Origin of the sequence: Amycolatopsis sp. cmx-11-51 (assembly GCF_047608665.1) — a bacterium.
Taxonomy (GTDB): Bacteria; Actinomycetota; Actinomycetes; order Mycobacteriales; family Pseudonocardiaceae; genus Amycolatopsis.
In genome coordinates, this window is the sequence record NZ_JADNQO010000002.1 from 82,355 (window position 1) to 107,837 (window position 25,483).

The window sequence follows — 25,483 nt, forward strand, 5'->3', positions numbered from 1 at the left end:
GAATCGCCATGAACCTCTTCAGCGCCCTGATCCCGCCGGACGACGTCCTCGATGAGATCGCGAGAGCGCTGGGCACACCCGAAGACGGCGATTTCCGCTGGTCGCGGCGGGAACACTGGCACGTCACCCTCGGTTTCCACGGTGAGGACGACCCCGAAGAACGGTCCGAGTGGCTGACCGGACGGCTGGCCGCGGCTCCCGCGATCGACGTCCGGCTGGAAAAGGCCGCGACATTCCCCGGGGTGCTGTGGTTGAGTGTCACCGGAACCGGGCTCCACGAGCTGGCCTCGAAGGCCGGCGCGGGGAACGAAGGCAGGCCGTATGTGGCCCACCTGACACTGGCCCGCTTCCCCCGCGACCGGCCCGAAGCCGCGAGCGCGTGGGTGGAGCGGCTGGCCGGGTTCAGGAGCAGAACTTGGACGGCGACCGAAGCCGTACTGATTCGCAGTGACCGTGAGCAGGACGTTTCGCACTACCGGGTGATCCGGTCGTACGAGTTGAACGACGCCCGCGCCTGAAGCCGCTGATCACGAGACTGGTAACCTCGATGATCGGGTCCGGCTGCAGTCCGTGGCGGCCGTGACCGTCTCACCCGGCGTGATGGATCGTCCGGGCCGCACGGCACAGAATATCTAGGAGCACCACTGTGGCTTTGTCCACCGAAGAGAAGAAGTCGATCCTTGCCGAGTACGGCGTGCACGACTCGGACACCGGATCCCCCGAGGCCCAGGTCGCGCTGCTGACCAAGCGCATCGTCGGCCTCACCGAGCACCTCAAGGCTCACAAGCACGACCACCACTCCCGTCGCGGGCTTCTGCTGCTGGTCGGCCGCCGCCGCCGGCTGCTGAACTACGTGATGAAGGTGGACATCGAGCGTTACCGTGCGCTGATCCAGCGTCTCGGCCTCCGCCGATAGCTTGAACCCGAGGGGGAGTGACCGTAGCGGTCGCTCCCCCTCGGTCTGAGAAGCTCGACTTATGCAAAGAACGTGGCGCGAGCGCGCACGAGGAACCGTCCGCCGGTCCTCGGTAGTGGTTTCCGGGTAACGGCCCGGGGGCTTCGATCGAAGACCGGCCTCACTCCTCGAGCGTCCGCAGGCGAAACAGGTCCCAGGGTGGGAGACTCGCGCCGTTACAGAGGAACAAAAGAGGAGATACACCCTATGACCGACTCCACCGGAGTCACCGTGCACGAAACCGAAGCCGTGATCGACAACGGCCGTTTCGGCACCCGCACCGTCCGCTTCGAGACCGGCCGCCTGGCCCGTCAGGCCGCCGGCGCCGTCGTCGCGTACCTCGACGAAGAGACCATGCTGCTCTCGGCGACCACCGCGTCGAAGCACCCGAAGGACCACTTCGACTTCTTCCCGCTGACCGTGGACGTCGAGGAGCGGATGTACGCCGCCGGACGCATCCCCGGCGCGTTCTTCCGTCGGGAGGGTCGCCCGTCGACCGACGCGATCCTGACCTGCCGCCTGATCGACCGGCCGCTGCGCCCGTCGTTCACCGACGGTCTCCGCAACGAGATCCAGGTCGTCATCACCGTCCAGAGCCTCAACCCGGACGACCCGTACGACGTGCTCGCGATCAACGCGGCTTCGGCCTCGACCCAGATCGCCGGTCTGCCGTTCTCCGGCCCGGTCGGCGGCGTCCGCGTCGCGCTGATCGAGGGCCAGTGGGTCGCGTTCCCGACCTGGAAGCAGCTGGAAGAGGCCACCTTCAACATGGTGGTCGCCGGCCGCATCGTGAGCGGGCCCGCCGGCGCTGGAGGCAATGACAGCGACGTCGCCATCATGATGGTCGAGGCCGAGGCCACCGACAAGACGCTCGACCTGATCGCCGGTGGCGGCAAGGCGCCGGACGAGATCGCCGTCGCCGAGGGCCTCGAGGCCTCGAAGCCGTTCATCAAGGTGCTGTGCGAGGCCCAGCAGCAGCTGGCCGACGTCGCCGCCAAGCCGACCGGTGAGTTCCCGGTCTTCCTCGCCTTCGAGCAGGACGCCTTCGACGCCGTCGCCGCCATCGCGACCGACGACCTCGCGAACGCCCTGACCATCGCGGGCAAGCAGGACCGCGACAACGCGACCGACCAGGTCAAGGCCGCGGTGCTGGAGAAGATCGGCCTGGGCGAGGGCGAAGCCTTCCAGGGCCGCGAGAAGGAGATCGGCGCGGCGTTCAAGGCCCTGTCGAAGAAGATCATGCGCAAGCGCGTCCTCACGGACAAGGTCCGCATGGACGGCCGCGGCCTGACCGACATCCGGTCGCTCGCCGCCGAGGTCGCCGTGATCCCGCGGGCGCACGGTTCGGCGCTCTTCGAGCGTGGGGAAACGCAGATCCTGGGCGTCACCACGCTGAACATGCTCCGCATGGAGCAGCAGATCGACTCGCTCTCCCCGGAGACGCACAAGCGGTACCTGCACCACTACAACTTCCCGCCGTTCTCCACCGGCGAGACCGGCCGCGTCGGTTCGCCGAAGCGGCGCGAGATCGGCCACGGCATGCTCGCCGAGCGCGCCCTGGTCCCGGTCCTGCCGAAGCGTGACGAGTTCCCGTACGCGATCCGCCAGGTCTCCGAGGCGCTGGGCTCCAACGGCTCCACCTCGATGGGCTCGGTCTGCGCGTCGACCATGGGCCTGCTGAACGCGGGTGTCCCGCTGAAGGCGCCGGTCGCCGGCATCGCCATGGGCCTCATCTCCGACGAGGTCGACGGCGAGACCCGCTACGTCGCGCTGACCGACATCCTCGGTGCCGAGGACGCCATGGGCGACATGGACTTCAAGGTCGCCGGCACCAAGGACATCATCACCGCGCTGCAGCTGGACACGAAGCTCGACGGCATCCCCTCCGAGGTGCTCGCCGCCGCGCTGAAGCAGGCGAAGGACGCTCGCCTCGCCATCCTGGAGGTCATCGCCGAGGCGATCGACGGCCCGGACGAGATGAGCCCCTACTCGCCGCGCGTCACCAGCGTGAAGATCCCGGTGGACAAGATCGGCGAGGTCATCGGCCCGAAGGGCAAGATGATCAACTCGATCACCGAGCAGACCGGTGCCGACATCTCCATCGAGGACGACGGCACGATCTACGTGGGCGCGGCCGACGGCCCGTCGGCGGAGGCGGCGATCGATCTGATCAACGCCATCGCCAATCCGCAGCTGCCCAAGGTCGGCGAGCGCTTCCTCGGCACCGTGGTGAAGACGGCCGCGTTCGGCGCGTTCGTCTCGCTGCTGCCGGGCAAGGACGGCCTGGTGCACATCTCCAAGCTGGGCAACGGCAAGCGGATCGCCAAGGTCGAGGACGTGGTCAACGTGGGCGACAAGCTCCGCGTCGAGATCGCCGACATCGACAACCGCGGCAAGATCAGCCTGATCGTGGTCCAGGAAGACGACGCCGCCGAGGCCACGAAGCCCGCCGAGGGCACTGACGCCGAGGCCCCGAAGGCCGACGCTCAGTAGGTCCGGCAAGACCGGTGTGAAACGTCAGGAAAGGGTCGTTCGGGACACACGATGTCCTGAACGACCCTTTCCTGACATGTGAGTAAGGGATCCGTTGGCACGTCAGATCTCCGGGCACGAACAGCCCGTCGGCAGCACCCGCACCCTCGAGTCCACTTCCGACGGTGCGGTGGTCAAGCGCAGTGTGCTCGCCGGAGGGTTGCGGGTCATCACTGAGCACGTTCCCGCCTCCCGGTCGGTGACGGTCGGCTTGTGGGTCGGCGTCGGATCACGCGACGAGCCGTCTTCGGTCGAAGGCGCCGCGCACTACCTCGAACACCTGCTGTTCAAGGGCACCACGAACCGGGACGCCACCCAGATCGCCGAGGAGATCGACGCGGTCGGCGGGGAGTTCAACGCGTTCACCGCGAAGGAGCACACCTGCTACTACGCGCAGGTGCTCGACGAGGACTTGCCGCTCGCGATGGATCTCGTCACCGACGTCGTGTTCGAGGCCCTGTGCACGGACAAGGACGTCGAGACCGAGCGCAGTGTCGTGCTCGAAGAGATCTCGATGCGCGACGACGACCCCGAAGACCTGCTGCACGAGACGTTCGTCGGCGCGATCCTGGGCGACCACGCGCTGGGCCGTCCGGTGCTCGGCAGCGAGAGGTCCATCGTGGAGATGTCCGCGTCGGCGTTGCGTGGGTTCTACCGCCGCCGCTACACGCTGCCGCGGATGGTGCTCGCCGTCGCCGGGAACATCGAGCACGGCCAGGTGCTTCGCTTGGTGCGCAAGGCTTTGCGGGACCGGCTGACCGGAACGGCGACACCGGTGCCGCCGCGGGGCGGGCGCGCTCGGATCGCCACGGTGCCGAAGCTCGCACTGCACACCGACGACACCGAGCAGGCACACGTGATGCTCGGCCTGCGTTCGCTGCCGCGGCACGACGACCGGCGGTTCGCGCAGTCGGTGCTCAACGCCGCGCTCGGCGGCGGGATGAGTTCGCGCCTGTTCCAGGAGGTCCGCGAGAAGCGCGGGCTGGCGTACCAGGTGTACTCGTCCGTCGCGAGCTACGCCGACGCCGGGCACCTGGCCGTGTACGCGGGCTGCCAGCCCGAGAAGCTCGGCGAGGTCGCCGGCGTGATCCGCGAAGTGCTCGACCTCGTCGGCAAGGACGGGCTGAGCGAAGCCGAGGTCGCGCGGGCGAAGGGGCAGTTGCGGGGCGGGCTCGTGCTCGGCCTGGAGGACACCTCCTCGCGGATGTCGCGCATCGGCAAGAACGAACTGAACTACGGCCGGTATCTCGGCGTCGACGACACGGTGGCGCGGATCGACGCCGTCACCACCGAAGAGGTCTGTGCGCTCGCTCGCACTCTGCTGCACCGCCCTGGTGGCGTGACGGCGGCGGCGGTGGTCGGGCCGTACGCTCACGCCGACGACCTTCCGGACGATCTGCACGAGGTGATCGCATCATGACCGCTGGAATTCGCGTCGGCGTGCTGGGCGCACGCGGTCGGATGGGCCAGGAAGTGGTCGGCGCCGTCAACGGTGCCGCCGACCTGGAACTCGTCGCCGAACTCGACGCCGGTGACGACTTCTCGGCGCTCAAGCAGGCACAGGTCGTCGTCGACTTCACCCATCCCGACGCGGTGATGGACAACCTGGAGTTCCTGACCGGCAACGGGATCCACGCGGTCGTCGGCACCACCGGATTCAGCGACGACAGGCTGGAGAAGCTGCGTTCGTGGCTCGCCGCCGACCCGTCGCTCGGCGTGCTCATCGCGCCGAACTTCGCCCTCGGCGCGGTGCTGGCCATGCGCTTCGCCCAGCAGGCGGCGCGGTTCTACAACTCGGCCGAGGTCATCGAACTGCATCACAACCGCAAGGCCGACGCGCCTTCCGGTACCGCCGCGCACACCGCGCGGCTGATCGGTGAGGCCCGTGCCGCGGCCGGTCTCGAACCGGGCGACGACGCGACGACGTCCGAAATGGACGGTGCCCGTGGCGCGCTCGTCGAGAACGTCCGCGTGCACTCCGTCCGGTTGCCCGGCCTGGTGGCGCACGAGGAGATCCTGTTCGGCGGCGAGGGGGAGACCCTCACCATCCGGCACGACTCGCTGCACCGCACGTCGTTCATGCCGGGCGTCCTGCTCGGGGTGCGTTCGGTGCTCACGCGACCGGGCCTGACGGTCGGTCTCGAGAACATCCTCGACCTGTGAGGGCCCGTAATCTCGCGCTGGTGATGACGGCGGCCCTCGCGGTCTACGTCGTCCTGCTGGCGGGCCGGGGCATCGCGTTGCTGGGCAGCGGCGAGACGGTGCCGGTGATCTTCGGCGTCGGTGTCCTGCTGCTGCCGCTGCTCGGGATCTGGATCATCGCGACCACCTGGCGCTCCGGCGTCCAGATCCAGCGGCTTTCGCGGCGGCTGGACGAAGAAGGTGGCCTGCCCGATGTGTCCGATCTACCCCGGCGTCCTTCGGGCCGGGTGGATCGCGACGCCGCGGACGCCTGGTTCGACGAGCGCCGCGCCGAAGTCGAGGCGGATCAGGAGAACTGGCGCGTCTGGTACCGGCTGGCTTACGCGTACGAGATCGCCGGAGACCGGAAGCGGGCACGGGAGACCATGCGGCGCGCTGTGGAACTCGAGGCCAGTTCCCGCACCGACCGCAACTAGAGGACTACTCGCGGCGGGCTTCAGTAGTGGAACCAGCCGGCGAATAGGGCGGGGGAGGCGGCCAGCAAACTGAAGCGCAGCCAGCGGCCCAGGAATCCGGTGGCCAGGAAGCTCGCCAGCGGCATCCGCACCAGCCCCGCGAGCACGCTCGTGGCCATGTACGGCGGCAGGCCGATGACCGAACTCACCCCGTACGTGCCCGCCATCCAGCGCGGATGCCGATGGCAGCGTTCACGGAGGGCGTCGAGCCGGGCGCGCATCTTCTTGGTGCGTGCCCGCCATCTTTCCCGGCGCGGAGTGGGCGGCCGCTCCCGGTGGAGGCGGTCGTGCAGGGGTTTCGGCAGCTTGATCGTGCCCTTCGCGGCGAGGTAGTAGAGCGTCTTCCCGCCGACTTGACCGGCCGCGACGATGGCGCCGAGCAGCAGCCACGGCAGCGTCGGCTGACTCGCGCACAGGCCGATGAGGAACATCTCGATGCTGACGATGGGGAGGATCGCCGAGCCGAAGGCGACACCGAACGACAGGAGCAACCAGCCCACCATTGTTGCCTCCCCGTTATCTACGTCTTCTCCAAGCTATCAGCTGAAATACGGGTCGCACTGGGGCCAGCCCCCGTTACCGGCTTCCGGCACGCACCAGAAGATCATCTCTTCGTCGGCTCGCGGTCATCTGCCGCTGCCATGCTGGATCCGTGGCCGACGTGCACGACGCTGTCCGCGGTACGGGTTTCGCGGATCGCTTCGCCGACTTCTGCGCGGCCGTGGTCCGGCGCCTCCCTTTCGGGCTTTCCCGGCTGGTGGCGCCGAGTTTCCTCGGGTTCGCGCTCATCAACGGGTTCACCTTCGGGGTCGACCTGCTCCTGCTGACCCTGCTCCGTGGCTGGCTCGGCCTGCCGGTGTGGCTGGCGATCACGCTCGCGTACGGGGTCGCGTTCGGGCTGAGCTTCGTGCTGAACCGCGGCATGAACTTCCGCTCGCACGCGCCCGTGGGCAGGCAGGCGGTGCTGTACGTCGTCGCGATCGTCATCAACTACGTGGCGTTCCTGCTCGGCGTCGGCGCGGGACTCGCCGCGTTGGGCGTCGACTACCGCCTCTCACGGCTGATCGCCGGGGCGTGCGAAGGCGTCTTCATGTACTCGGTGATGCGGTGGGTCGTGTTCGCGAAGTCAGGGAGTGAGTTCGAGGGCGAGGGTGCCGGTGAGCCGGACTTCGCGCACGTTCGTGCTTCCGGTGTCGAGGATGCGAACGGTTCCGTCGGGGGACCAGCCCGCGCGACGGAAGAAGCCCAGTGACGCGTGATCGGTCTGGGCGACCCAGCTGATCCCGCGTGTGGCGCCGTCCTCGCGCAGCCAGGCGGACGCGTTCGCGAGCAGCCGTCCCGCGTGGCCGCGCCGTCCCCAGCGCGGTTCGACCAGCAGTGAGGCGATGAGCGCGGTTGTCGAAACGTCGTCGGGCAGCGACCCGTCCGCGGCGGCCGCCTCGCTCTCCGGAGCCCGGCCGGCGACGCAGAAGCCGACGGTGAACTCGCCTTCGGTGGCCAGGAAGACGCGCGTACCCGGGTACTCGATCGTCTCGATCCAGGTCGTTTCGAGCTCCACGACGTCGAGCTCGGCGACGGCCGCTTCGCCGAGCAGCTCCGTGTACGCGCTTCGCCAGGTGTCGCGCTGGATACGGGCGATCTCGGGAGCGTCGGACACGACGGCGGGGCGGACTTCGGCGGCGGCCATGGGGAGAACTTAGTAGGTCGCCGGAAACTGTCGGTGGCGGATGGCACCATGCGGATGATGAGTACTACGACCATCAGCGGGCCGGTCGCGCGCCGGATCGCCCTGGCCGCACAAGGGTTCGCCGACGCGCGTCCCAGTGGCGCGGTGACCAGGCGGCATCTGCTGCGCGTGCTGTCGCGAACCCAGTTGCTACAGCTGGATTCGGTGAACGTCGCGGTCCGCGCGCACTACATGCCGGTCTTCTCCCGTCTCGGCGCGTACGCGCCCACGCTGGTGGACGACGCGGCCTGGTCCCATTCCGTGCGCAAACCGCGGCTGCTGGTCGAATCGTGGGCGCACGAGGCGAGCCTGCTGCCGGTGGAGGACTGGCCGCTGCTGCGTTCAGGGGCGAAGCGCATGGGCTGGTGGACGAACTACGCGCGCGTGCTGGAGCAGACGCCTCAGCTGGTGGACGACATCCTCGCCGTGGTCAAGGAGCAGGGACCGATCGGCGCGGGCGGCATCGAGCGCGCGCTGGAGAGCGACTCCGGCGGTTACAAACCCGGCTCGTGGTGGGAACGCTCGGAGGTCAAAAAGGCCTGCGAGTGGCTCTTCGGCATGGGGCTGCTGACCACCGGCACCCGCCGGTCGTTCGAGCGGCTGTACGACCTGACCGAACGCGTGGTGCCGCCGGAGATCCTGTCGCGCCGGGTGAGCCCGGAGGAGGGTGCCCGCGCGCTGATCACCCGGTCGGCCGTCGCGCTGGGCATCGGCACCGAACCGGACCTGCGGGACTACTACCGCCTCGGCCCCGATGTCAGCAAGCGGGCGGTGGCCGAACTGGTCGACGCGGGCGTGCTGGAACCGGTGACCGTGGACGGCTGGCCCGCGCCGGCGTATCGGCATGTCGCGGCGAAGGCGCCGAGGGCGGTCACCGGCCGCGCGCTGCTGTCCCCGTTCGACCCGCTGATCTGGGAACGCGCCCGTACCGAGCGCATCTTCGACTTCTTCTACCGCATCGAGATTTACGTCCCCGAGCCGAAGCGGATCTACGGCTACTACGTTTTCCCGTTCCTGCTCGACGGTGAACTCGTCGGTCGCGTGGACCTCAAGTGCGACCGGGCCGCCGGGGTGCTTCGCGTGCAGGGCGCCTTCGCCGAGCCCGGGGTGGACGTCGCGCGGGTCGCGAGTGAGCTGGCCGGGGAACTGCGGCTGATGGCGGAGTGGCAGGGGCTGGACGGGGTCGCGGTGGGGGAGCGGGGCGACCTCGCTCCCGTGCTCGCGCGGTTGGTGCGTTGAGCCCCTGCGGTCCTCAGGACTGTCCCTGAAGGCCTCCTTCCCTGCTCTCCAGGTCAGGGCCGCAGAGCTGGGGAGGATTTGGGACGTTCAACGTCCGAAATGTTTCCCCGCTCGATCGTGTGCCGGAGGGGGCATGTCCCTGAACCTCTGTTGATCAAGCTCCGCAACCGGTGTGCCCCCGGCGACGATGTAGACCTTGGGACACTCAACGTCTCAATTCTTGCATCGTCAGCCTCACGGGGCGGCGAATAACCACCTGACCAGCAGCCCCGCGACTTTGCCGAGAGCCTGACTCTCAAGGCAGGGAAGGAGGCCTTCACGGCCTCAAGGTTCTCGGCACCCTGCCCCTGACTATGTGGATTTGGGGCGTTGGGTTGACCCGAAATCCACACAGTCCGGCCTGACAGTCCCCGTCACGACCGGTTCCAAAGGGGGTGTGTGGACAGAGGGACATCCACCTCCCGACGAGCTTCTTTCGACGCCGAAGACGCGGAGCTGGTTTAGGCGATGACCTGGGGTCATCAGGCCACTACCGCGGTGTCTCCGGCCGGCCGTACGCGGGTACCCCGAGAACGAGCAAGGGACCTTTGCTCCCACCCCCGTGGAAAAGTGAGAGCAAAGTCCCTTGATCCCCCCGTGGTCCGCGGCCTCACCTGGCCGCGCTGGTCACCACCGCGTCGCCGGTCCCGGTCCGGGCCCGCACCTTCAGCGAGACCTCCGACGGCGCACTCTCCGCGACATCCAGCTCGCTCGACACCGAACCGGTCGTCGACGAAAGGTCGATCTCGGCGGCGACACCGCCGCGGATCCCGACCCGGACCTCGCCCGATCCGGTGGTCAGCTCCAGCGATCCGGAGGCGGCGTCGGCCACCGAGAGGTCGCCGCTGCCGGTGCGTGCCAGGACCTCGCCCGCGACCTCGCCGAGCCAGACGTTGCCGGTGCCGGTCGCGACCGTGGCCGAACCGTTCACCGAGGACGCCTCGACGTGACCGCTGCCGGTGCGCAGCTGCAGGCCGGACAGTGTCGGTCCGAGCTTGATGTCGCCGGTGCCGGTGCGGACGATCGCCGAACCGTCTGTCCGCTCCAGGCCGACGTCGCCGGAGCCGGTGAGGATGTCTGCCCGGCCCGCGGAACCGGTCACCGTGACGGCGGCCGCTCCGGCCCGCACCTCCAGGTGTGAACCGGCGGGTGCCCGGACGGTCACGGTGAGCGGGACGTTCTTCAGCTGCCAGGCCTTCGGTGCGTGGACGACCAGCCGGTTGCCGACCTTCTCGATCCGCGTCTGCGCCACGGCGTCGCCCGCCGACGCCCCCTGCGGGCCGCCGAGCTGGTCGCCGAAGCGTTCCCCGACCCAGCTGAGCAGGCTCGTCATCCCGTCGACCCAGGGCTGCTGCTCGCCGCCGTCGCGGCGGACCTCGGCGTGGATACCGCTCTCGCCGGTCAGTTCGATGGTCACCCGGCCGATGGCCACGCTCACGTCGATCTCGATCGGGCCGTCGGCCTCGAAGTCTTCGACGCGCACGGCCTCTTCACCGGCGTGATTGCTTTCCTCGGTCATTTCCGTCCCCTCAGCCCTGGACCCAGCCGTGCAGGTGCGAACCGGCACCGCCGCCCGGCTTCTGCTTGTACTGCCAGTGCTCGCTCCCGCTCTTGCCCAGCGCCCCCTGGACGGCCTGCGAGACGAACGTGTTCAGCGAAACGCCCTGAGAGGCGGCCGCGGCTTCGGCCTGGCCCTTGACCTGCTCGAACAGGCGTAGCGTGATTCGTGTGATGTCACCCGTGTCCATCTTGGGGACGCGCGGAGCCTCTCGCGGCGTCTCGTGGCGGGGTGCGGCCTGCTCGGTGCTCTCGCCGGAGCCGGTGACGACGACGCGCACGTCGCGGCCGTTGAGCCGGACGTCGACGACGTGCCCCGGCAGCGCCGAGGTCACTTCGGCGGCCAGGTCCGCGAGGGCGTTCATGATGGTCAGTCGGGCGGCGGGCTCCAGTGCCGACGACAACAGCGCGGCAGCGCGCCGCGTCTGCTCGTCGCCGGCCGAAGCCGTGTTCGCGAGGTCCTCGCGAAGGCTTGTGATGTACGGCGTCAGATCCATGACACCAATATGACGTCACTTGTGATGTCAGTCAAGGAGGCGATGACGTCACCGTGATGTCGCCGGGGTGTCAGAGACGGCTGCGGTTACGCTGCCTGGAGTCGTGGAGCAGGGGTCGAAAGGGAGTGCGAACGTGGCCGAGACCGTGTCACCCAAGGTTCAACTGATCGCGAAGACGGAGTTTTTCCCGCCGTCGGACGTACCGTGGTCGACCGATACCGACGGTGGTGAGGCGCTGGCCGAATTCGCCGGTCGGGCCTGCTACCAGTCCTGGAAGAAGCCGAACCCGAAGACGGCCACCAACGCCGGCTACCTCGAGCACATCATCGACGTGGGCCACCTGTCGGTGCTGGAGCACGGGTCCGTCACCTTCTACATCACCGGAATCTCCCGGTCGCTGACGCACGAGCTGATCCGCCACCGTCACTTCTCCTACTCGCAGCTTTCGCAGCGCTATGTCCCGGAGCGCGACGCCGCGTTCGTCGAGCCCGACGTCATCGCGCAGGACCCGGAGCTGCACGCGAAGTTCCTCGCCGCCTCGCAGGCCGCCGTCGACGCCTACACCGAGCTGCTCGCCGGGCTCGAGGAGAAGTTCGCCGACGTGCCGAGCGCGACCCTGCGCCGCAAGCAGGCCCGCCAGGCCGCCCGCGCCGTGCTGCCGAACGCCACCGAGACCCGCATCGTGGTCACCGGCAACTACCGCGCCTGGCGCCACTTCATCGCGATGCGCGCCACCGAGCACGCCGACGTCGAGATCCGCGCACTGGCCATCGACTGCCTGCGCGAGCTGCAGAAGGCGTCGGGCAACGTGTTCGCGGACTTCACCATCTCCGCGCTGCCCGACGGCACCGAGGTCGCGTCCAGCCCGAAGGTTCTCGAGGGCTGATGCGACGTCTCGCGATCGACGTCCGGCCCGGCGAGTACACGGTCGCCCGCCTCGCCCCGGACGCGCCGATTCCGGCGAACCTGCTCGACCCCGGCGAGCCCGTGCTGATCTCCATCACGCGGACGCCGGAGGAGCTTTCGGTGATCTGCCCGGCCGGTCTCGCGCCCGCCGGGGCCACCGTCGAGGACGACTGGCGGCTGCTGTCGGTCCGCGGGCCGCTGGCCTTCACGCTGACCGGCATCATCGCGGCGCTGTCGAGCGAGCTGGCCGCGGCCGGGGTGGCGCTGTTCTCGATGTCCACTTTCGACACCGACCACGTGCTGGTCCGGGCTCCCGAGCTGGAGCGCGCGGTGAAGGCGCTCCGGGAGTCCGGGCACGAGGTCACGGTCTGATTCAAAGACAGTAGGAAGAAGGAACCTTTCGGGGCGCGAACGGGTCCGAGCTAGCATCCTGCGCGAACCGAAGGAGCATCGAACCTTGACCGACGAAAAGACCCGTCCGTACGGGCCGCCGCCCCAGCAGACGTACCAGGCCACCGGCGCGCGGATCGTCGCCGGCCGTTACGCCCTGCTGGGCGAGCTCGGCCGCGGCGGGATGGGAATCGTCTGGCGCGCCCAGGACCAGGTGATCGGCCGTCAGGTGGCGATCAAGGAGCTGAAGTTCCCGGACGCCCCCGAGGACGCCTCGGTGCTGTCGGAGCGGATGCTGCGTGAGGTCCGCGCCGCCGGGCGGCTCAACGACCCGGCCGTGGTCACCGTGTACGACGTCGTCACCGAGGGCGGCGCCACGTACATCGTGATGGAGCTGGTCGAGGCGCCGACGCTGGCCGATCTCGTGCGTGAGCGCGGGCCGATGCCGGCGCAGCAGGTCGCCGTGGTGGGGGAGCGGGTGCTGTCCGCGCTTCGAGCGGCGCACGCCGCCGGGATCGTGCACCGCGACGTCAAGCCCGCGAACATCATGGTCGCGCCGGACGGCAGGGTGAAGCTGACCGACTTCGGCATCGCGCACGCGACCGACGACCCGCGCCTGACCACCAGCGGCATGATCGTCGGCTCGCCCGCGTTCATGGCGCCGGAACGGGTCGAAGGTCGCGACGCGATGCCCGAATCCGACCTGTGGTCACTGGGCACGACGCTGTTCTTCGCCGCCGAGGGCATCGTCGCGTTCGAACGGTCCACCACCGCGGCCACGCTGCACGCGATCATGACCGAGGCGCCGTATCTGACGCGGGTCCAGGGCCCGCTGGCCGCCGCGATCCTCGGCCTGCTGGTCACCAAGCCCGAAGCGCGGATGTCGTCCGACCAGGTGCGCAGCCTGCTTTCGGCCGCGCAGGGCGTGCAGGCCCAGCCGACCCCGCCCTCGGGCGGGACGGCGATGCTGCACCCCGGCCAGCCGATGAGCCGGCCCGCGCCCGCCAAACGCAACCTGCGTCCACTCCTGCTCAGCCTGGCCGCGGTCGCCGTGATCGGTGCCCTGGTCGGCGGGATCTTCCTCGGCCGCTGGATGGCCACGCCGGCAGGGAACAACCAGGCGCAGCCCACGTTGACCTACGGCATCAACGGCCAGGTCGAACTCGGTTCCCCCGGCGACTGCTACAACGTGCCGCTCAAAGAGGGCATCAACCTGAACGACGGGGTCAGCTGCGAGAAGGACCACCTGGTGGAGGTCTTCGGCAAGCGCGGCGTGCTCGACGTCGAGTCCTACAGCGACCAGGACGCCCAGGTCGCGGCGTATCCCGGCGCGGAGACGGTGAACCGGATCGCCGAGGCACTGTGCTCGGCGACGTTCAACTCGAACGCTGTCCCGGCGGAGCAGCGGACGTCCTTGATCTGGCGGCCGGTCGTCCCGACGGAAGCCGAGTGGAACCGGCCGCCCAACGAGGAGGACCGGAGCTACTCAAGGGGTTTCCTCTGCCTGCTCGCCAAGGCCGACGGCAGCCAGATCCCGAAGCAGATCACGACCAAGGTCAAATAGGTCACAGAGAGTTTGCGCCGAGTTCGCCTTCGCCACGGAAGATCTCCCGTAATTCCGGGAACGACCACGTCGGCAAGGGGTTCGACGGCCTCAGGAGGTACCTTCACATCATGTCCACTCCACCTACCGCAACGCCGGGAAGACCGTTCGGGCGTGTGCTCACCGCGATGGCCACCCCCTTCGACGCCGACGGCGCGCTGGACCTGAAGCGGGCGCAGGAGCTGGCCGAACACCTCGTGGACCTGGGCAACGACGGTCTGGTCGTCAACGGCACGACCGGGGAGAGCCCCACCACGACCGACGCCGAAAAGGTCGAGCTGATCCGCGCGGTCGTCGAGGCCGTGGGTGACCGCGCGACCATCGTCGCGGGCGCCGGAACGAACAACACCGCGCACAGCATCGAGCAGGCGAAGCAGGCCGAAGCGGCAGGCGCCCACGGCATCCTCGTCGTCACGCCGTACTACTCCCGCCCCAGCCAGGCCGGGCTCTACGCGCACTTCACCACGGTCGCCGACTCGACCGGCCTGCCGGTGATGCTCTACGACATCCCGCCGCGGTCGATCGTCCCGATCGAGGTCGACACGCTGCTGCGGCTGTCGGAGCACCCGCGCATCCTCGCGGTCAAGGACGCCAAGGGCGATCTGATCGCCGGCTCCGAGGTCATCGCGAACTCGCCGCTCGCCTACTACTCCGGTGACGACGGCCTCAACCTGCCGTGGATCTCCGTCGGCGGCGCGGGCGTGGTCAGCGTGATCGGGCACGTCGCGGCGGGCCGTATCCGCGGCATGATGGACGCCTACGAATCCGGCGACACCTCGACCGCGCGCACCAACCACCGCGGCATGCTGCCCGTCCTGCGGGCGATGTCCCGCGTCGGCGGCGTCGCGTTCTCGAAGGCCGCCCTGCGGCTTCGCGGGCTAGACATCGGCGGCCCTCGGCTCCCGATCGTGGCCCCCACCGACGAGCAGCTCCAGGCGATTTCCGCCGATCTCGCCCAGGGTGGCGTGCCGCTCGGGGAAAGCGCCGCCGGTGACTGGCATGGTGCTCGGGTGGCACAAGCAGATTCAGCGGCGGCCTACACGGCGCCGACCTCACATACCAGCGTAGGGACCATGCCTCGGTGACTTCATTGCCAACCGGACCCGGACCGACCACTCCGCCGCCCGTGCTGCCCGAAGGCGCTTTGCGCGTCGTGGCGCTCGGCGGGATCGGCGAAGTCGGCCGCAACATGACCGTCTTCGAGTTCGGCGGCCGTCTGCTGATCGTCGACTGCGGTGTCCTCTTCCCCGAAGACGACCAGCCCGGCGTCGACCTGATCCTGCCCGACTTCCGCGCGATCGAAGACCGCCTGGAGGACATCGACGGCCTCGTCCTCACCCACGGGCACGAGGACCACATCGGCGCCGTCCCGTTCCTGCTGCGGCTCTTCCCCGACCTGAAGATCTACGGTTCGCGGTTCACGAACGCGCTGCTCGCGGCCAAGGCCAAGGAGCACCGCCAGCGGCCGAACCTGATCGAGGTCCGCGAGGGGGAGCGCCGCACGGTCGGCGCCTTCGACCTCGAGTTCTTCGCGGTCAACCACTCGATCCCGGACGCGCTCGCGGTGGCCATCCGCACCCCCGCGGGTGTCGTGCTGCACACCGGTGACATCAAGCTCGACCAGCTCCCGCTCGACGGCAGGCTGACCGACCTCGCCGGGTTCTCCCGGCTCGGCGACGAGGGCGTGGACCTGTTCTGCGTCGACTCGACCAACGCCGAGGTACCCGGGTTCGTCATGCCGGAACGCGACATCGGCCCGGTGCTCGACGATGTCATCCGCCGCGTCGACCAGCGTGTCATCGTCGCCTGCTTCGCGAGCCACGTGCACCGCGTCCAGCAGGTGCTCGACGCCGCCACGCGGCACGGCCGCCGGGTCGCCTTCGTCGGCCGGTCGATGGTCCGGAACATGGGCATCGCCGCCGACCTCGGCCTGCTGAACGTGCCTGACGGCCTGCTGGTCAACCTGGACCAGGCCAGCGACCTGCCCGAGAGCAAGGTGCTGTTCGTGTCGACCGGTTCGCAGGGCGAGCCGCTGTCGGCGCTGTCGCGGATGGCGCGCGGCGAGCACCGGCAGATCTCGATCCGCGCCGGCGACACCGTCGTGCTGGCCAGCTCGATGATCCCGGGCAACGAAACCGCGGTCTTCGGCGTCGTCAACGGCCTCACCCGGCTCGGCGCGAACGTCGTCCACCAGGGCAACGCCAAGGTGCACGTGTCCGGGCACGCGTCGGCCGGCGAGCTGCTGTACCTGTACAACGCGGTGCGCCCCAGCAACGTCATGCCGGTGCACGGCGAGTGGAAGCACCTGCGCGCCAACGGTGAACTGGCCGTGCGCACCGGCGTCGCGCCGGAGAACGTGGTCATCGCCGAGGACGGTGTCGTGGTCGACCTCGTCGACGGCAAGGCCACGCGGACCGGCCGGGTCGAGGTCGGGCACGTGTACGTCGACGGCCTCTCGGTCGGCGACGTCGGCGAGTCGACCTTGTCCGACAGGCTCGTGCTCGGCGAAGGCGGGTTCATCGCCATCACGGTCGCCGTGGACACCAGCACCGGCCGCGCGGTGACCCGTCCGACCGTGTCCGGGCGCGGGTTCTCCGACGATCCGAAGGCACTCGACGCCGTGCTCCCGTTGGTGGAGATGGAACTCGCCAGGTCCGAGGCCGAGGGCATCACCGACACGCACCGCATCGCACAGGCCGTGCGCCGCGTCGTCGGCCGCTGGGTCGCCGACACCTACCGGCGCCGTCCGATGATCGTTCCGACGGTCATCCCGGTCTAGCTTCGCGCGGCCTTGCCCACCTGAAGTACAAGAAGGCCCTCTTTTTTGCGCTAGGCGCAAGGAAGAGGGCCTTCATGTACTGGGCCGAGGGGCGGGAGCCTCCATACGTCGTCGCATACCACTCACGAGACCCAAGCACCTACGAAAGAGTCTCCGCGACCGGCGTCGGGTCATCGTTGATGAAGGATCTGGGACACTCAGCGTCCAAATCCTTGATCAACGGGGGTACCTGCGCACTTCCCAACTCCGTCGAGAGAAGGGGACTTCACGCGCGTAATCACCGCATGATGGTGGGGGTACACGTAACAGGCTCGCGCCGATGACGCCGCCGAGCGCGATCATCCGGACGTGGCGTTGCCGCAGGTCCGGGCGCAGGCCCGCCCGGTCGGTGGTCCGATCCGGGGTGGTTTCTGCGCCCATTCGCGGTTACCTCCTGTCGCCAAGGCGGTGAATCGCGGGATTGTCACACCGCGAGGACCGGAGGAAAAGTGTTTGCGCAACCCCCGGTGAACAGGCCGATGCGGACTCTGCGAACCTAGGCACCTCCACCGCGCGTTCCGAGGAGCAGTTCGATGCCGCACGCCGTCCTCCGGTTACTGCCCGCCGTCTCCCTGGCCGCCGTGCTTGCCGGTTGCTCGGACGAGGCGCCCCAAGCGCAGACGGCGCCTCCCGGGTCGTCACCGCTGGTTCAGCAGGCCGCCGTTCCGTTCAACGACGCCGATGTCGCGTTCGCGCGGCAGGCACTCGCGCACCACCAGCAGGGCGTGGATCTGGCTTCCCTGGCGGAAACCCGCGCCGACAACGTACAGCTGAAGACGCTCGCCAAGCGGGTCATCGACACGCACGAACCGGAGATCGCGCGGCTCTCCGCGCTCATCGAGTCCTGGGGCCAGCCCGCGCCGGACGATCCGAACCTCGAACACATCCAGCGCGACGGGTACATCGGTCCCGGCGACATGGCGGAACTGGCCGGACTGTCCGGAAAGGACTTCGACCGCAAGTTCGTCTCGCGGCTGCAGAAGCAGCGCGAGGCGGGCGTCCGCATCGCCGACGCCGAAACCCAGCACGGCCGCAACCCCGACGCCCGCGACCTCGCCGCGACGACGTCGCGTTCGCAGCAGCAGGAGATCAGTGACCTACGGGGCTTCCAGCAGGGTTGAGTCCGTCTGGACGACGTTCGAATTCAGCTGGACGATGTACGCGCCGGTCAGCAGCACCACCGCGCCCGCGGCTTGAATCCAGCTGAGCGCCTCACCGAGCAGTGACCAGGCCGCGGCGGCGGCGACCAGCGCTCCACCAGCCCCACGACGCTCGCCACCGGCGCCGGAAGGTGGCGCAGCGCCGCCATGCCCGTCGCGTAGGCGAGAACGGTCGCGATCAGCACCAGCGCGATCAGCAGCGACCACACCGGCGGCCGCCACGGCCCGAACGTCGCCGGGACGCCGAGGACATCCCACGGAATCGTCCACGGTGGCGCGACCGCGCACACGAGGACCGCGCCGATCGTCATCCCCCAGGTCACCATGCCGAGCGGATCCCGGTTCGCGACGCCACGCTCCCCGAGCAGGAAGTATCCCGCGGAACAGAACGCCGCGCCGAGCCCGGCGAGCAACCCGAGGACGTCCAGGGTGAGGCCTTCCCAGACCTGCGCGACCAGCACGAGCCCGGTCATCGCCAGCGCGATCCCCGCCCACATCGCCCTCGGCAACCGCACCCGCCGCACGAACCGCACCCACAGCGCGATCAGCACCGGCGAGGTGAACTCGAGCAGGATCGCGATCCCGACCGGGATCCGGCCCGCCGCGACGAAGTACATGAGCTGGACGCCCGCCACGCCGAGCGAGCCGTACGCCAGCAGCAGCGGCCACTCGCGCTTCGTCACTTTGAGCAGTCTCGGCCGGAACGCGGCGACCAGCGCGAGCAGCACGATCGCCGACAGTCCGATGCGGATCGCCGCGACCTGCTCCGGCGACATCCCGGCCTGCATCGCCGGTTTGCCCAGCACGCCCGACGTCCCGAAGAAGAGCGCGGCGAGCAGGATGAGCGTGATGCCCCGGCCGCGGTGCGCGACGTGCTGGGAGGGGGTGGCGAGTTCGGCGGTCACGGCCGGAGGGTAGAGGCCGGGTGAGGCTCGCAGGGCAAGGGGTGTGTGGAAATAGGGACGGTGAGTGTCCCTATTTCCACACACCCCCTCCGGAACCGGTCGTGACAGGGACGGTCCCGCCGGACTGTGTGGATTTCGGGGCATCTCCCGTCCCAAATCCACACGGTCACTGGACTCAGAAGGAGGTGCCGCCGTCGGTCCAGTCGGTCCGGTCGAAGTCGTCGTCATCGACGGGAGCGCGGCGAGGCCTGCGGACCGGAGCGGGTTCCGGTTCCGATGGGGCGGCGACAGGCGCTTCGAGGGCCTGGGGTTCGGGGGTGCCGTTCGGCCAGACGCAGGGTGAGGTCGCGCCGACATAGAACTTGCCGAGATCGTTCGCCTTGAGCGACATGTCGAAGGCATCGCCGGAGTTGCGCGCGAAAACATATTGATCTGTCGGCCGGGAGTCGGTCAGAACTCGGAACGAGTGCGACTCCCACCACTGAATGATCTTGGTGAAGTATCCGGGAAACTGAGCGGAATCCAGGCCGACGATCTCGTAGGTCGCGGAGATCTCGAAGCGGCCTTGGGGGCCGTTGTCGGTGGGGTCAGTGCACTCAGAACGGTTTCGAGTGAATACCTTCAGCTCGGCAGGGGCGGGCAAGGCCGAGAGCGCCCCCTGGATGTACTGCTCGACCTTGTCGCGGGCCTGCTGTTCGGTGATCGTCGATTTCATGTCCTCCCCACCTTCAGGGGTACAGGCCGCCGAGAGCAGCAGCGAAGCAAGGATGAACGGGAGTGTCCGATGAATCATGTCGTCGGTTTTCCGGCGATGATCTGGCCGAGATTGTTCAACGAGGGGTTGTTGTCTTCCCAGTATTCACTGTGCGCTTCCTGGCTGTACCCGCCGAACCCGTCCGTCCCCGGCGCCGAGGTGAACACCTGCCCGCCGAAGTCCGCGTCGGTCGGGTCCTGACCGAGCACCAGGTCGTACCCGGCGACCTCGAGGTTCGCCAGATTGATCATGTCGTGTTCCGCCACTGTCGCGTGCACATGCTCGCCGACGTCGCCCTGATCCACCCCATCGAGATGCAGTTCGCTCACATCGTGCGCGCCGACTCCCGGGCTCGCCACGAAGACGAGTTCGTCCGCGGCGAGGCCGCCGTCGCGGGCGGCGTGACCGACGACCGTCGTGCCGTAGCTGTGGCCCATCACCGTGTTGTGCGACGGCGTCCCTTGATGCGTTTCCCGCAGTCCTTCCTGGAATTGGGTGAGTGCGGCTCTACCTCCATCGGCGTACTTTTCGCTCGCGGCGTCGGTGAGCCCGTTCGGAGCGTCGTAGCCGAGCCAGGTGATCACCGCGGTCGACGGGGAGCCCGCGGTAGTCGCCACGGCCCACATCTTGTCGGAGCGGTTCAGGTCGCCGCCGATCTTCGCCAGTTCCGACCCGGTCCCCGGCACGTACGTCGCCACGTTCATCGCCGTGTCCGGGTTCCCCGCGGACACGATCGCCTTCCCGTCGCCGCTGGTGTCCAGCCCCAGCAGGAACGCCCGCGGTTCCGGCTGGTCCAGCCGCCGCGCGATGGCTTCCAGGCCTTTCACCTTCGGATCACCTCGCAGCCGCGCGATTTCACTGGCGAGGACGGCGCGGTTGGCGGCGTCGCGGTCGGTGGCCGGGATGCCGTCGAGATTCCCGATGAGCCCGGGATTTCCTCGCAGCAGGGCGACTTTCGCCGTATCCGACAGGCTGTCCCACCACGCCTTGTTGTCACCGGGGGAGCCGTTCTCCGGCGGCCCGATGATCGACAGGCCGCTTTGCGCGGCGCCGGCGTCCGCGGCTTGAGCGAGGGTGCCGGCACCCTGTTCGGTGATCTCGCCGCGAAGGGCCCGTTGCATGATGGCGGCGAAATCGGCGTCGACGTCGGTGGCGCGGCGCAGGATCTGCTCGACCCGGTCGGCCAGTTCCGCCATCACGCGAGGCTCTGAAGGCCCACCGGAAGAAGTGATCTCCCCGCCGGAGCCGACGATCAGGCCGTTCCGGGAAGCGAGTTCGTCGGTCTCCCGCACGAACGCGACGACCCGGTCCAGCGCGATCTGCACCTCGTGCGCGCCCCGCCGGACCGCGGACGCTTCGGCCACCAGTTGCTCCAAGCTGGAGGTGAGCGACTCGCCTCGCGTCGACGCGGCGGTGGCGGCCTCGCCGAGCCAGCCGGGGAGACGCGCCATGGACTCGACGTCGTCGTTCACGGCGATGATCCGGGTGCAGCCGTCGTTGAGCGCGTCGGCGACGGCGCCGATCGCGGCCGGATCCCATCGGCGCACGTCGCCCCAGGTGAGCATCAGACGTGGAGTTCCCGGGACGCCGCCAGCTCGTTCGAGCGGTAGCGGGCGGCGGCTTCGCCGAGTTGTGCGGCGTACTCCGAGGTGTTCGCCGCCCAGCCGGGCACCGCGCGGCTCCAGGCGTCCGCGAGCAGTCGCGCCGCTTCACCGGACACGCCGCCCGGCAGTCCTGCCGCCACACCGGCGAGCGTGGCCGCGAGATGCACCTGCCCGACGTCGCCTGAAGCCCGTTCCGCCGCGCTTGACGCGGCACCGATCGCTTCCAGGACCACCTCGTACCCGCCGGTCATCGCGCTTCCTCCCCGTAGCGTGACCCTGTGTGACCAACCTACGACGCGGGGGACGGGCGAGCGGTTCCCTTCACCCGTTCTTGAAAAGGCCGTCGCCCCTGCAGCCGCCGTACGGATTGCCCGATTCGAGCCCGCCTTGCGCGGTGGACGCGGTGGTGAACGACGTCGCGACCTTGTTCGCCAACTCTCCCTTGGCTCACAAACCGCCGGTGCTGTCCAAAAAGGACTTGAACTGGGCGGCGGGGCCGCCGAACCGGATCGGGCTCCCGGCCACGAAACCGTCGCCCACTGCAGGTCTTCCAGCGTCGCCAGGTCGTGGTGCGGACCCGCGTCGGGTGCTCACGTCCGCCGACCTGAGACGAGCGCGAGCACCCGTCTCAGGATCCCGAACTCAGTACTTCTTCCAGGGGCTGACGGTGTCGGTCGGCCGCGTCGGGTCGTGGAACCGCGGCCTGTCCAGCTCGCCGCGGCGCAGCGGCACCAAGCCGTCGGTGATCGCCTGCATGATCTTGGCGTGCGCGCGGACACCGGCGCCCGGCCGCTCCGGCTCGACCTCCGACAGGTTTACCGGGTCGCCGAAATGCACCTGGAAGCGGGGACGGCGCATCGGCGCGCTCAGCCCGGACTTGGCGAGCGGCAACAGGTCGGCGGGACCGTTGACGGTCTCGGTCCCCCAATAGACGGCTTCGTGCGCGCCCCACTGACTGATCGGGATCACCGGCACCCCGGCCGCCAGCGCGAGCCGCGCGGCACCGGTCTTGCCACGTTCTGGCCACAGGCCGGGATCGTGACTGATCCGGCCTTCGGGGTAGACGATGAGCGGGTCACGGGTGGTGCGCAGGGCCTCGGTCGCCTCGGCGAACTGGCCGATGGCCGTCGAAGCCTGCTTGCGGTCGACCCGCAGGTGGCCGCTGGCCCGCAGCGCCGGGCCGATGACCGGTGCGTCGAGGATGCCGCCCGCCAGCATGAACCGCGGGTTGATGCCGATCCGTTTGCAGGCAGCCATCAGCACGAGCGCGTCGAACACGCCGATGTGGTTGGCCGTCATGAGCAAGGGCTTCCGGCGCAGTTCGGCAGGGACACCGCCGGTGACGGTGAGTTTGCCGACGAAGTTGACCAGCCCCCGGTCGATGTTCAGCATCGTGCGCCAGATCGCCGGAGCGCGGCGAGCCGAATTCTCATCCTGATGCAGCGCGAACATGGGGCAGAGCATGTCATGAGCCGCGTTTCACCCGGATGGCCGCTCGAGCTGTGACCTGAGACGAATGTTCTCCGATGTGCTCCGAGTGGCGCCCGGGACTGAAGGGGTCGAGGCGGTTACCGTGGAGACATGGCTAGCGGGTCGACGACCAGGAAACGGAGTACGGCGCGAAGCGGCGGCAGCAAGGGGCCGACGCGGAAGCCGCGTACCCCGGCGAAGCCCAGGTCAACGACGGCGAGGAAGCCCGCTCCACGGCGCCCGGCGCCGAGGAAGAAGTCTTCCGGCACGTTCGCCAAGGGCGTGCGCGGTACCTGGAATCTGCTCGCGAAGGGGCTCGGCACCCTCGCGAGGACGGTCGGCCGCGGTCGCGAACTCGAACCCGAACACCGCCGCGACGGTCTCGCCCTCGGCCTGATCGCGCTGGCGCTGGTGATCGCGTTCGGCGTCTGGTGGCGGGCCGCGGGCCCCGTCGGCGGCTGGGTGGAGATCGGCACCCGCTCGTTGCTGGGAGCCGGGGCGGTGACGCTGCCGCTGGTCCTGGTCGTGGCGGCCGTCGCGTTGATGCGCTCCGAACCGGTACCGGAAGCCCGGCCGCGGATGGTCATCGGCACCGTCCTGGTCATCCTGTCCGTGCTCGGCCTGCTGCACATCTTCACCGCGCTGCCCGAGACCAACGACGCGCGGATGTACGCCGGTGGGGTGATCGGCGCGTTCTCCGGCGGCCTGCTGACCATGGGCGTCACCACCTGGGTCGCCGTACCGGTGCTGGTGCTGGTGCTGCTGTTCGGCACCCTCGTGTTCACCGGGACCCCGGTCCGGGAGATTCCGCACCGGCTGCGCAGCTGGGGTCTCGATCCCGAAGAGATCGAAGAGGCCGAGGCCGAGCGCAAGGCCATCCACGACGAACGCGACGCCGTCACCGAAGCCGACCCGAAGTCGGTCCGCCTGCGGAAACCGTCGCGGCGCCGCCAGGGCGCCGGCGACAACGCGGGGGAGCAGCTCGACATCGAAGCCGCGCTGGCCGAAGCGCCGACGCCGCTTCGCCCGCCTAAGCCCCCCGCCAAGCCTGTCGAGGAGAAGAAGCCGAAGAAGGCCGAGCCGCCGATGGCGGTCACCAGGACCGTCGAAGGCGACTACAAGCTCCCGCCGCCGGACCTGCTGAAGCTCGGCGACGCGCCGAAGTCCCGCAGCAAGGCCAACGACGCCATGATCGAGGCGATTACCGGCGTGCTGGACCAGTTCAACGTCGACGCGCAGGTCACCGGCTTCACGCGGGGTCCGACGGTCACCCGGTACGAGGTCGAACTCGGCCCCGGCGTGAAGGTCGAGAAGATCACCGCGCTGACCAAGAACATCGCCTACGCGGTGGCGACCGACAACGTCCGGCTGCTGGCGCCGATCCCCGGCAAGTCCGCGGTCGGCATCGAGGTGCCGAACTCCGACCGCGAGATGGTGCGCCTCGGCGACGTGCTGCGCGCGCCGTCGACGGTCAAGGACAACCACCCGATGGTCATCGGGCTCGGCAAGGACATCGAGGGTCACTTCGTCACCGCGAACCTGACGAAGATGCCGCACCTGCTGGTGGCGGGGTCCACCGGTTCCGGTAAGTCGAGCTTCGTGAATTCGATGCTGGTGTCGCTGCTCGCGCGGGCGACGCCGGACGAGTGCCGGATGATCCTGATCGACCCGAAGATGGTGGAACTGACCCCGTACGAGGGCATCCCGCACCTGATCACGCCCATCATCACCCAGCCGAAGAAGGCCGCCGCGGCGCTGGCCTGGCTGGTGGAGGAGATGGAGCAGCGGTATCAGGACATGCAGGTCAACAAGGTCCGGCACATCGACGACTACAACAAGAAGGTCCGCTCGGGCGAGATCACCGCGCCGCCCGGCAGCGAGCGCGTGTACGAGCCATACCCGTACATCATGGCGATCGTCGACGAGCTCGCCGACCTGATGATGACCGCGCCACGCGACGTCGAGGACGCGATCGTCCGGATCACCCAGAAGGCGCGTGCCGCCGGTATCCACCTGGTCCTGGCGACGCAGCGTCCGTCGGTCGATGTCGTGACCGGCCTGATCAAGACCAACGTGCCCTCGCGGCTGGCGTTCGCGACCTCCTCGCTCACCGACTCGCGGGTCATCCTCGACCAGCCGGGCGCGGAGAAGCTCATCGGTATGGGTGACGCGCTGTACCTGCCGATGGGTGCCGGGAAGCCGGTCCGTATCCAGGGTGCCTTCGTCGGCGACGAGGAGATCTCGGCCGTCGTCAACTTCGCGAAGGAGCAGGCGCAGCCGAACTACCAGGACGGCGTCACCGCGGCGAAGGCTGGCGAGAAGAAGGAGATCGACTCCGACATCGGCGACGACCTCGACGTCCTTCTGCAGGCCGCCGAGCTGATCGTCACCTCGCAGTTCGGCTCCACGTCGATGCTGCAGCGGAAACTGCGCGTCGGCTTCGCCAAGGCCGGGCGCCTGATGGACCTGTTGGAAAGCCGGGGCGTCGTCGGGCCTTCAGAGGGCTCGAAGGCGCGGGACGTGCTGATCAAGCCGGAGGAGCTGGAGTCGGTGCTGTTCATGATCCGCGGCGGCGGGGACGCGAACGGCGGGGACGTCTCCGACGACGACTGACCTGGCCCTGGAGGTCAGGTGTGTCATAAAGGGGCTTTCAGGACACTTGAAAAACCGA

Annotated in this window: 22 protein-coding genes and 3 pseudogenes; 15 read left to right on the forward strand and 10 right to left on the reverse strand. The window is 68.9% G+C overall.

Features of this window, described 5'->3' with window-relative positions; genetic code table 11:
• The first annotated feature begins 8 nt into the window (after positions 1-8).
• The 6 genes from thpR to ACM6LU_RS09235 all read left to right on the forward strand — a co-directional run bounded on the left by thpR (position 9) and on the right by ACM6LU_RS09235 (position 6,105).
• The gene (thpR, locus tag ACM6LU_RS09210) at positions 9-518 is read left to right on the forward strand and encodes an RNA 2',3'-cyclic phosphodiesterase (RefSeq protein WP_414937208.1); all 510 of its coding nucleotides are present in this window, start codon (positions 9-11) and stop codon (positions 516-518) included.
• Between the two features lie 128 nt (positions 519-646).
• Positions 647-916 carry a 30S ribosomal protein S15 gene (gene rpsO, locus ACM6LU_RS09215; RefSeq protein WP_003084034.1) on the forward strand — a complete coding sequence of 90 codons (270 nt, stop codon included), beginning with the start codon at positions 647-649 and terminating at the stop codon, positions 914-916.
• A 246-nt stretch (positions 917-1,162) separates the two neighbouring features.
• Positions 1,163-3,448 carry a polyribonucleotide nucleotidyltransferase gene (locus ACM6LU_RS09220; protein ID WP_414937209.1) on the forward strand — a complete coding sequence of 762 codons (2,286 nt, stop codon included), beginning with the start codon at positions 1,163-1,165 and terminating at the stop codon, positions 3,446-3,448.
• Between the two features lie 94 nt (positions 3,449-3,542).
• Positions 3,543-4,907 (forward strand): M16 family metallopeptidase, encoded by a 1,365-nt coding sequence (locus tag ACM6LU_RS09225; RefSeq protein ID WP_414937210.1) that lies wholly within the window; start codon positions 3,543-3,545, stop codon positions 4,905-4,907.
• Positions 4,904-5,650, forward strand: coding sequence for a 4-hydroxy-tetrahydrodipicolinate reductase (gene dapB / locus ACM6LU_RS09230; RefSeq protein ID WP_414937211.1), 747 nt, complete (start codon positions 4,904-4,906; stop codon positions 5,648-5,650). The genes ACM6LU_RS09225 and dapB overlap by 4 nt, the downstream gene beginning before the upstream one ends.
• Positions 5,647-6,105 (forward strand): tetratricopeptide repeat protein, encoded by a 459-nt coding sequence (locus ACM6LU_RS09235; RefSeq protein WP_414937212.1) that lies wholly within the window; start codon positions 5,647-5,649, stop codon positions 6,103-6,105. The genes dapB and ACM6LU_RS09235 overlap by 4 nt, the downstream gene beginning before the upstream one ends.
• Positions 6,106-6,125: 20 nt before the next feature.
• On the opposite strand, the gene ACM6LU_RS09240 is transcribed toward ACM6LU_RS09235, so the two are convergent.
• Entirely contained in the window at positions 6,126-6,647 is a 522-nt protein-coding gene (locus tag ACM6LU_RS09240; protein WP_414937213.1) for a YqaA family protein, read from the reverse strand.
• Positions 6,648-6,901: 254 nt separating this feature from the next.
• Between ACM6LU_RS09240 and ACM6LU_RS09245 the strand changes: the two are divergent.
• Positions 6,902-7,204, forward strand: a pseudogene (locus ACM6LU_RS09245) (GtrA family protein); the annotation flags it as partial.
• A gap of 66 nt (positions 7,205-7,270) precedes the next feature.
• Here the strand turns inward: ACM6LU_RS09245 and ACM6LU_RS09250 are convergent.
• The gene (locus ACM6LU_RS09250) at positions 7,271-7,831 is read right to left on the reverse strand and encodes a GNAT family N-acetyltransferase (RefSeq protein WP_414937214.1); all 561 of its coding nucleotides are present in this window, start codon (positions 7,829-7,831) and stop codon (positions 7,271-7,273) included.
• A gap of 57 nt (positions 7,832-7,888) precedes the next feature.
• Between ACM6LU_RS09250 and ACM6LU_RS09255 the strand changes: the two genes are divergently transcribed.
• A complete protein-coding gene (locus tag ACM6LU_RS09255; protein WP_414937215.1) occupies positions 7,889-9,109 on the forward strand; it encodes a winged helix-turn-helix domain-containing protein in 1,221 nt (406 codons plus the stop codon).
• A 649-nt stretch (positions 9,110-9,758) separates the two neighbouring features.
• Here ACM6LU_RS09255 and ACM6LU_RS09260 read toward each other — a convergent pair.
• Both ACM6LU_RS09260 and ACM6LU_RS09265 read right to left on the reverse strand, forming a co-directional pair.
• Positions 9,759-10,667 carry a DUF4097 family beta strand repeat-containing protein gene (locus ACM6LU_RS09260; RefSeq protein WP_414937216.1) on the reverse strand — a complete coding sequence of 303 codons (909 nt, stop codon included), beginning with the start codon at positions 10,665-10,667 and terminating at the stop codon, positions 9,759-9,761.
• 10 nt (positions 10,668-10,677) lie between these two features.
• Entirely contained in the window at positions 10,678-11,202 is a 525-nt protein-coding gene (locus ACM6LU_RS09265; RefSeq protein WP_414937217.1) for a toxin-antitoxin system HicB family antitoxin, read from the reverse strand.
• Positions 11,203-11,335: 133 nt separating this feature from the next.
• Between ACM6LU_RS09265 and thyX the strand changes: the two genes are divergently transcribed.
• The 6 genes from thyX to ACM6LU_RS09295 all read left to right on the forward strand — a co-directional run bounded on the left by thyX (position 11,336) and on the right by ACM6LU_RS09295 (position 18,040).
• Positions 11,336-12,088: an FAD-dependent thymidylate synthase gene (gene thyX / locus ACM6LU_RS09270; RefSeq protein ID WP_414937218.1), complete on the forward strand. Its 753-nt coding sequence runs from the start codon at positions 11,336-11,338 to the stop codon at positions 12,086-12,088.
• A complete protein-coding gene (locus tag ACM6LU_RS09275) occupies positions 12,088-12,480 on the forward strand; it encodes an ACT domain-containing protein (RefSeq protein WP_414937219.1) in 393 nt (130 codons plus the stop codon). The genes thyX and ACM6LU_RS09275 overlap by 1 nt, the downstream gene beginning before the upstream one ends.
• 85 nt (positions 12,481-12,565) lie before the next feature.
• On the forward strand, positions 12,566-14,062 hold the full coding sequence (locus ACM6LU_RS09280) for a protein kinase domain-containing protein (RefSeq protein WP_414937220.1): 1,497 nt from the start codon (positions 12,566-12,568) through the stop codon (positions 14,060-14,062).
• A 110-nt stretch (positions 14,063-14,172) separates the two neighbouring features.
• Positions 14,173-15,186 carry a 4-hydroxy-tetrahydrodipicolinate synthase gene (dapA, locus tag ACM6LU_RS09285; RefSeq protein WP_414937221.1) on the forward strand — a complete coding sequence of 338 codons (1,014 nt, stop codon included), beginning with the start codon at positions 14,173-14,175 and terminating at the stop codon, positions 15,184-15,186.
• Entirely contained in the window at positions 15,183-16,880 is a 1,698-nt protein-coding gene (locus ACM6LU_RS09290) for a ribonuclease J (RefSeq protein WP_414937222.1), read from the forward strand. The genes dapA and ACM6LU_RS09290 overlap by 4 nt, the downstream gene beginning before the upstream one ends.
• Before the next feature lie 572 nt (positions 16,881-17,452).
• Positions 17,453-18,040 carry a DUF305 domain-containing protein gene (locus tag ACM6LU_RS09295; RefSeq protein ID WP_414937223.1) on the forward strand — a complete coding sequence of 196 codons (588 nt, stop codon included), beginning with the start codon at positions 17,453-17,455 and terminating at the stop codon, positions 18,038-18,040.
• On the opposite strand, the pseudogene ACM6LU_RS09300 reads toward ACM6LU_RS09295, so the two are convergent.
• The 6 genes and pseudogenes from ACM6LU_RS09300 to ACM6LU_RS09325 all read right to left on the reverse strand — a co-directional run bounded on the left by ACM6LU_RS09300 (position 18,017) and on the right by ACM6LU_RS09325 (position 22,794).
• Positions 18,017-18,984, reverse strand: a pseudogene (locus ACM6LU_RS09300) (EamA family transporter). The gene ACM6LU_RS09295 and the pseudogene ACM6LU_RS09300 sit on opposite strands and share 24 nt — an antisense overlap.
• Positions 18,985-19,159: 175 nt before the next feature.
• Entirely contained in the window at positions 19,160-19,699 is a 540-nt protein-coding gene (locus tag ACM6LU_RS09305; protein WP_414937224.1) for a hypothetical protein, read from the reverse strand.
• A 74-nt stretch (positions 19,700-19,773) separates the two neighbouring features.
• Entirely contained in the window at positions 19,774-21,303 is a 1,530-nt protein-coding gene (locus ACM6LU_RS09310; RefSeq protein ID WP_414937225.1) for an alpha/beta hydrolase, read from the reverse strand.
• The gene (locus ACM6LU_RS09315; RefSeq protein ID WP_414937226.1) at positions 21,303-21,593 is read right to left on the reverse strand and encodes a hypothetical protein; all 291 of its coding nucleotides are present in this window, start codon (positions 21,591-21,593) and stop codon (positions 21,303-21,305) included. Before ACM6LU_RS09315 ends, ACM6LU_RS09310 begins: the two co-directional genes overlap by 1 nt.
• A gap of 118 nt (positions 21,594-21,711) precedes the next feature.
• Positions 21,712-21,926: pseudogene (locus ACM6LU_RS09320) on the reverse strand (flavodoxin family protein); the annotation flags it as partial.
• A 58-nt stretch (positions 21,927-21,984) separates the two neighbouring features.
• Positions 21,985-22,794: a lysophospholipid acyltransferase family protein gene (locus tag ACM6LU_RS09325; protein WP_414937227.1), complete on the reverse strand. Its 810-nt coding sequence runs from the start codon at positions 22,792-22,794 to the stop codon at positions 21,985-21,987.
• Between the two features lie 129 nt (positions 22,795-22,923).
• Here ACM6LU_RS09325 and ACM6LU_RS09330 point away from each other — a divergent pair, with 129 nt between their 5' ends.
• Positions 22,924-25,425, forward strand: coding sequence for a DNA translocase FtsK 4TM domain-containing protein (locus tag ACM6LU_RS09330; RefSeq protein WP_414937228.1), 2,502 nt, complete (start codon positions 22,924-22,926; stop codon positions 25,423-25,425).
• Positions 25,426-25,483: the final 58 nt, after the last annotated feature.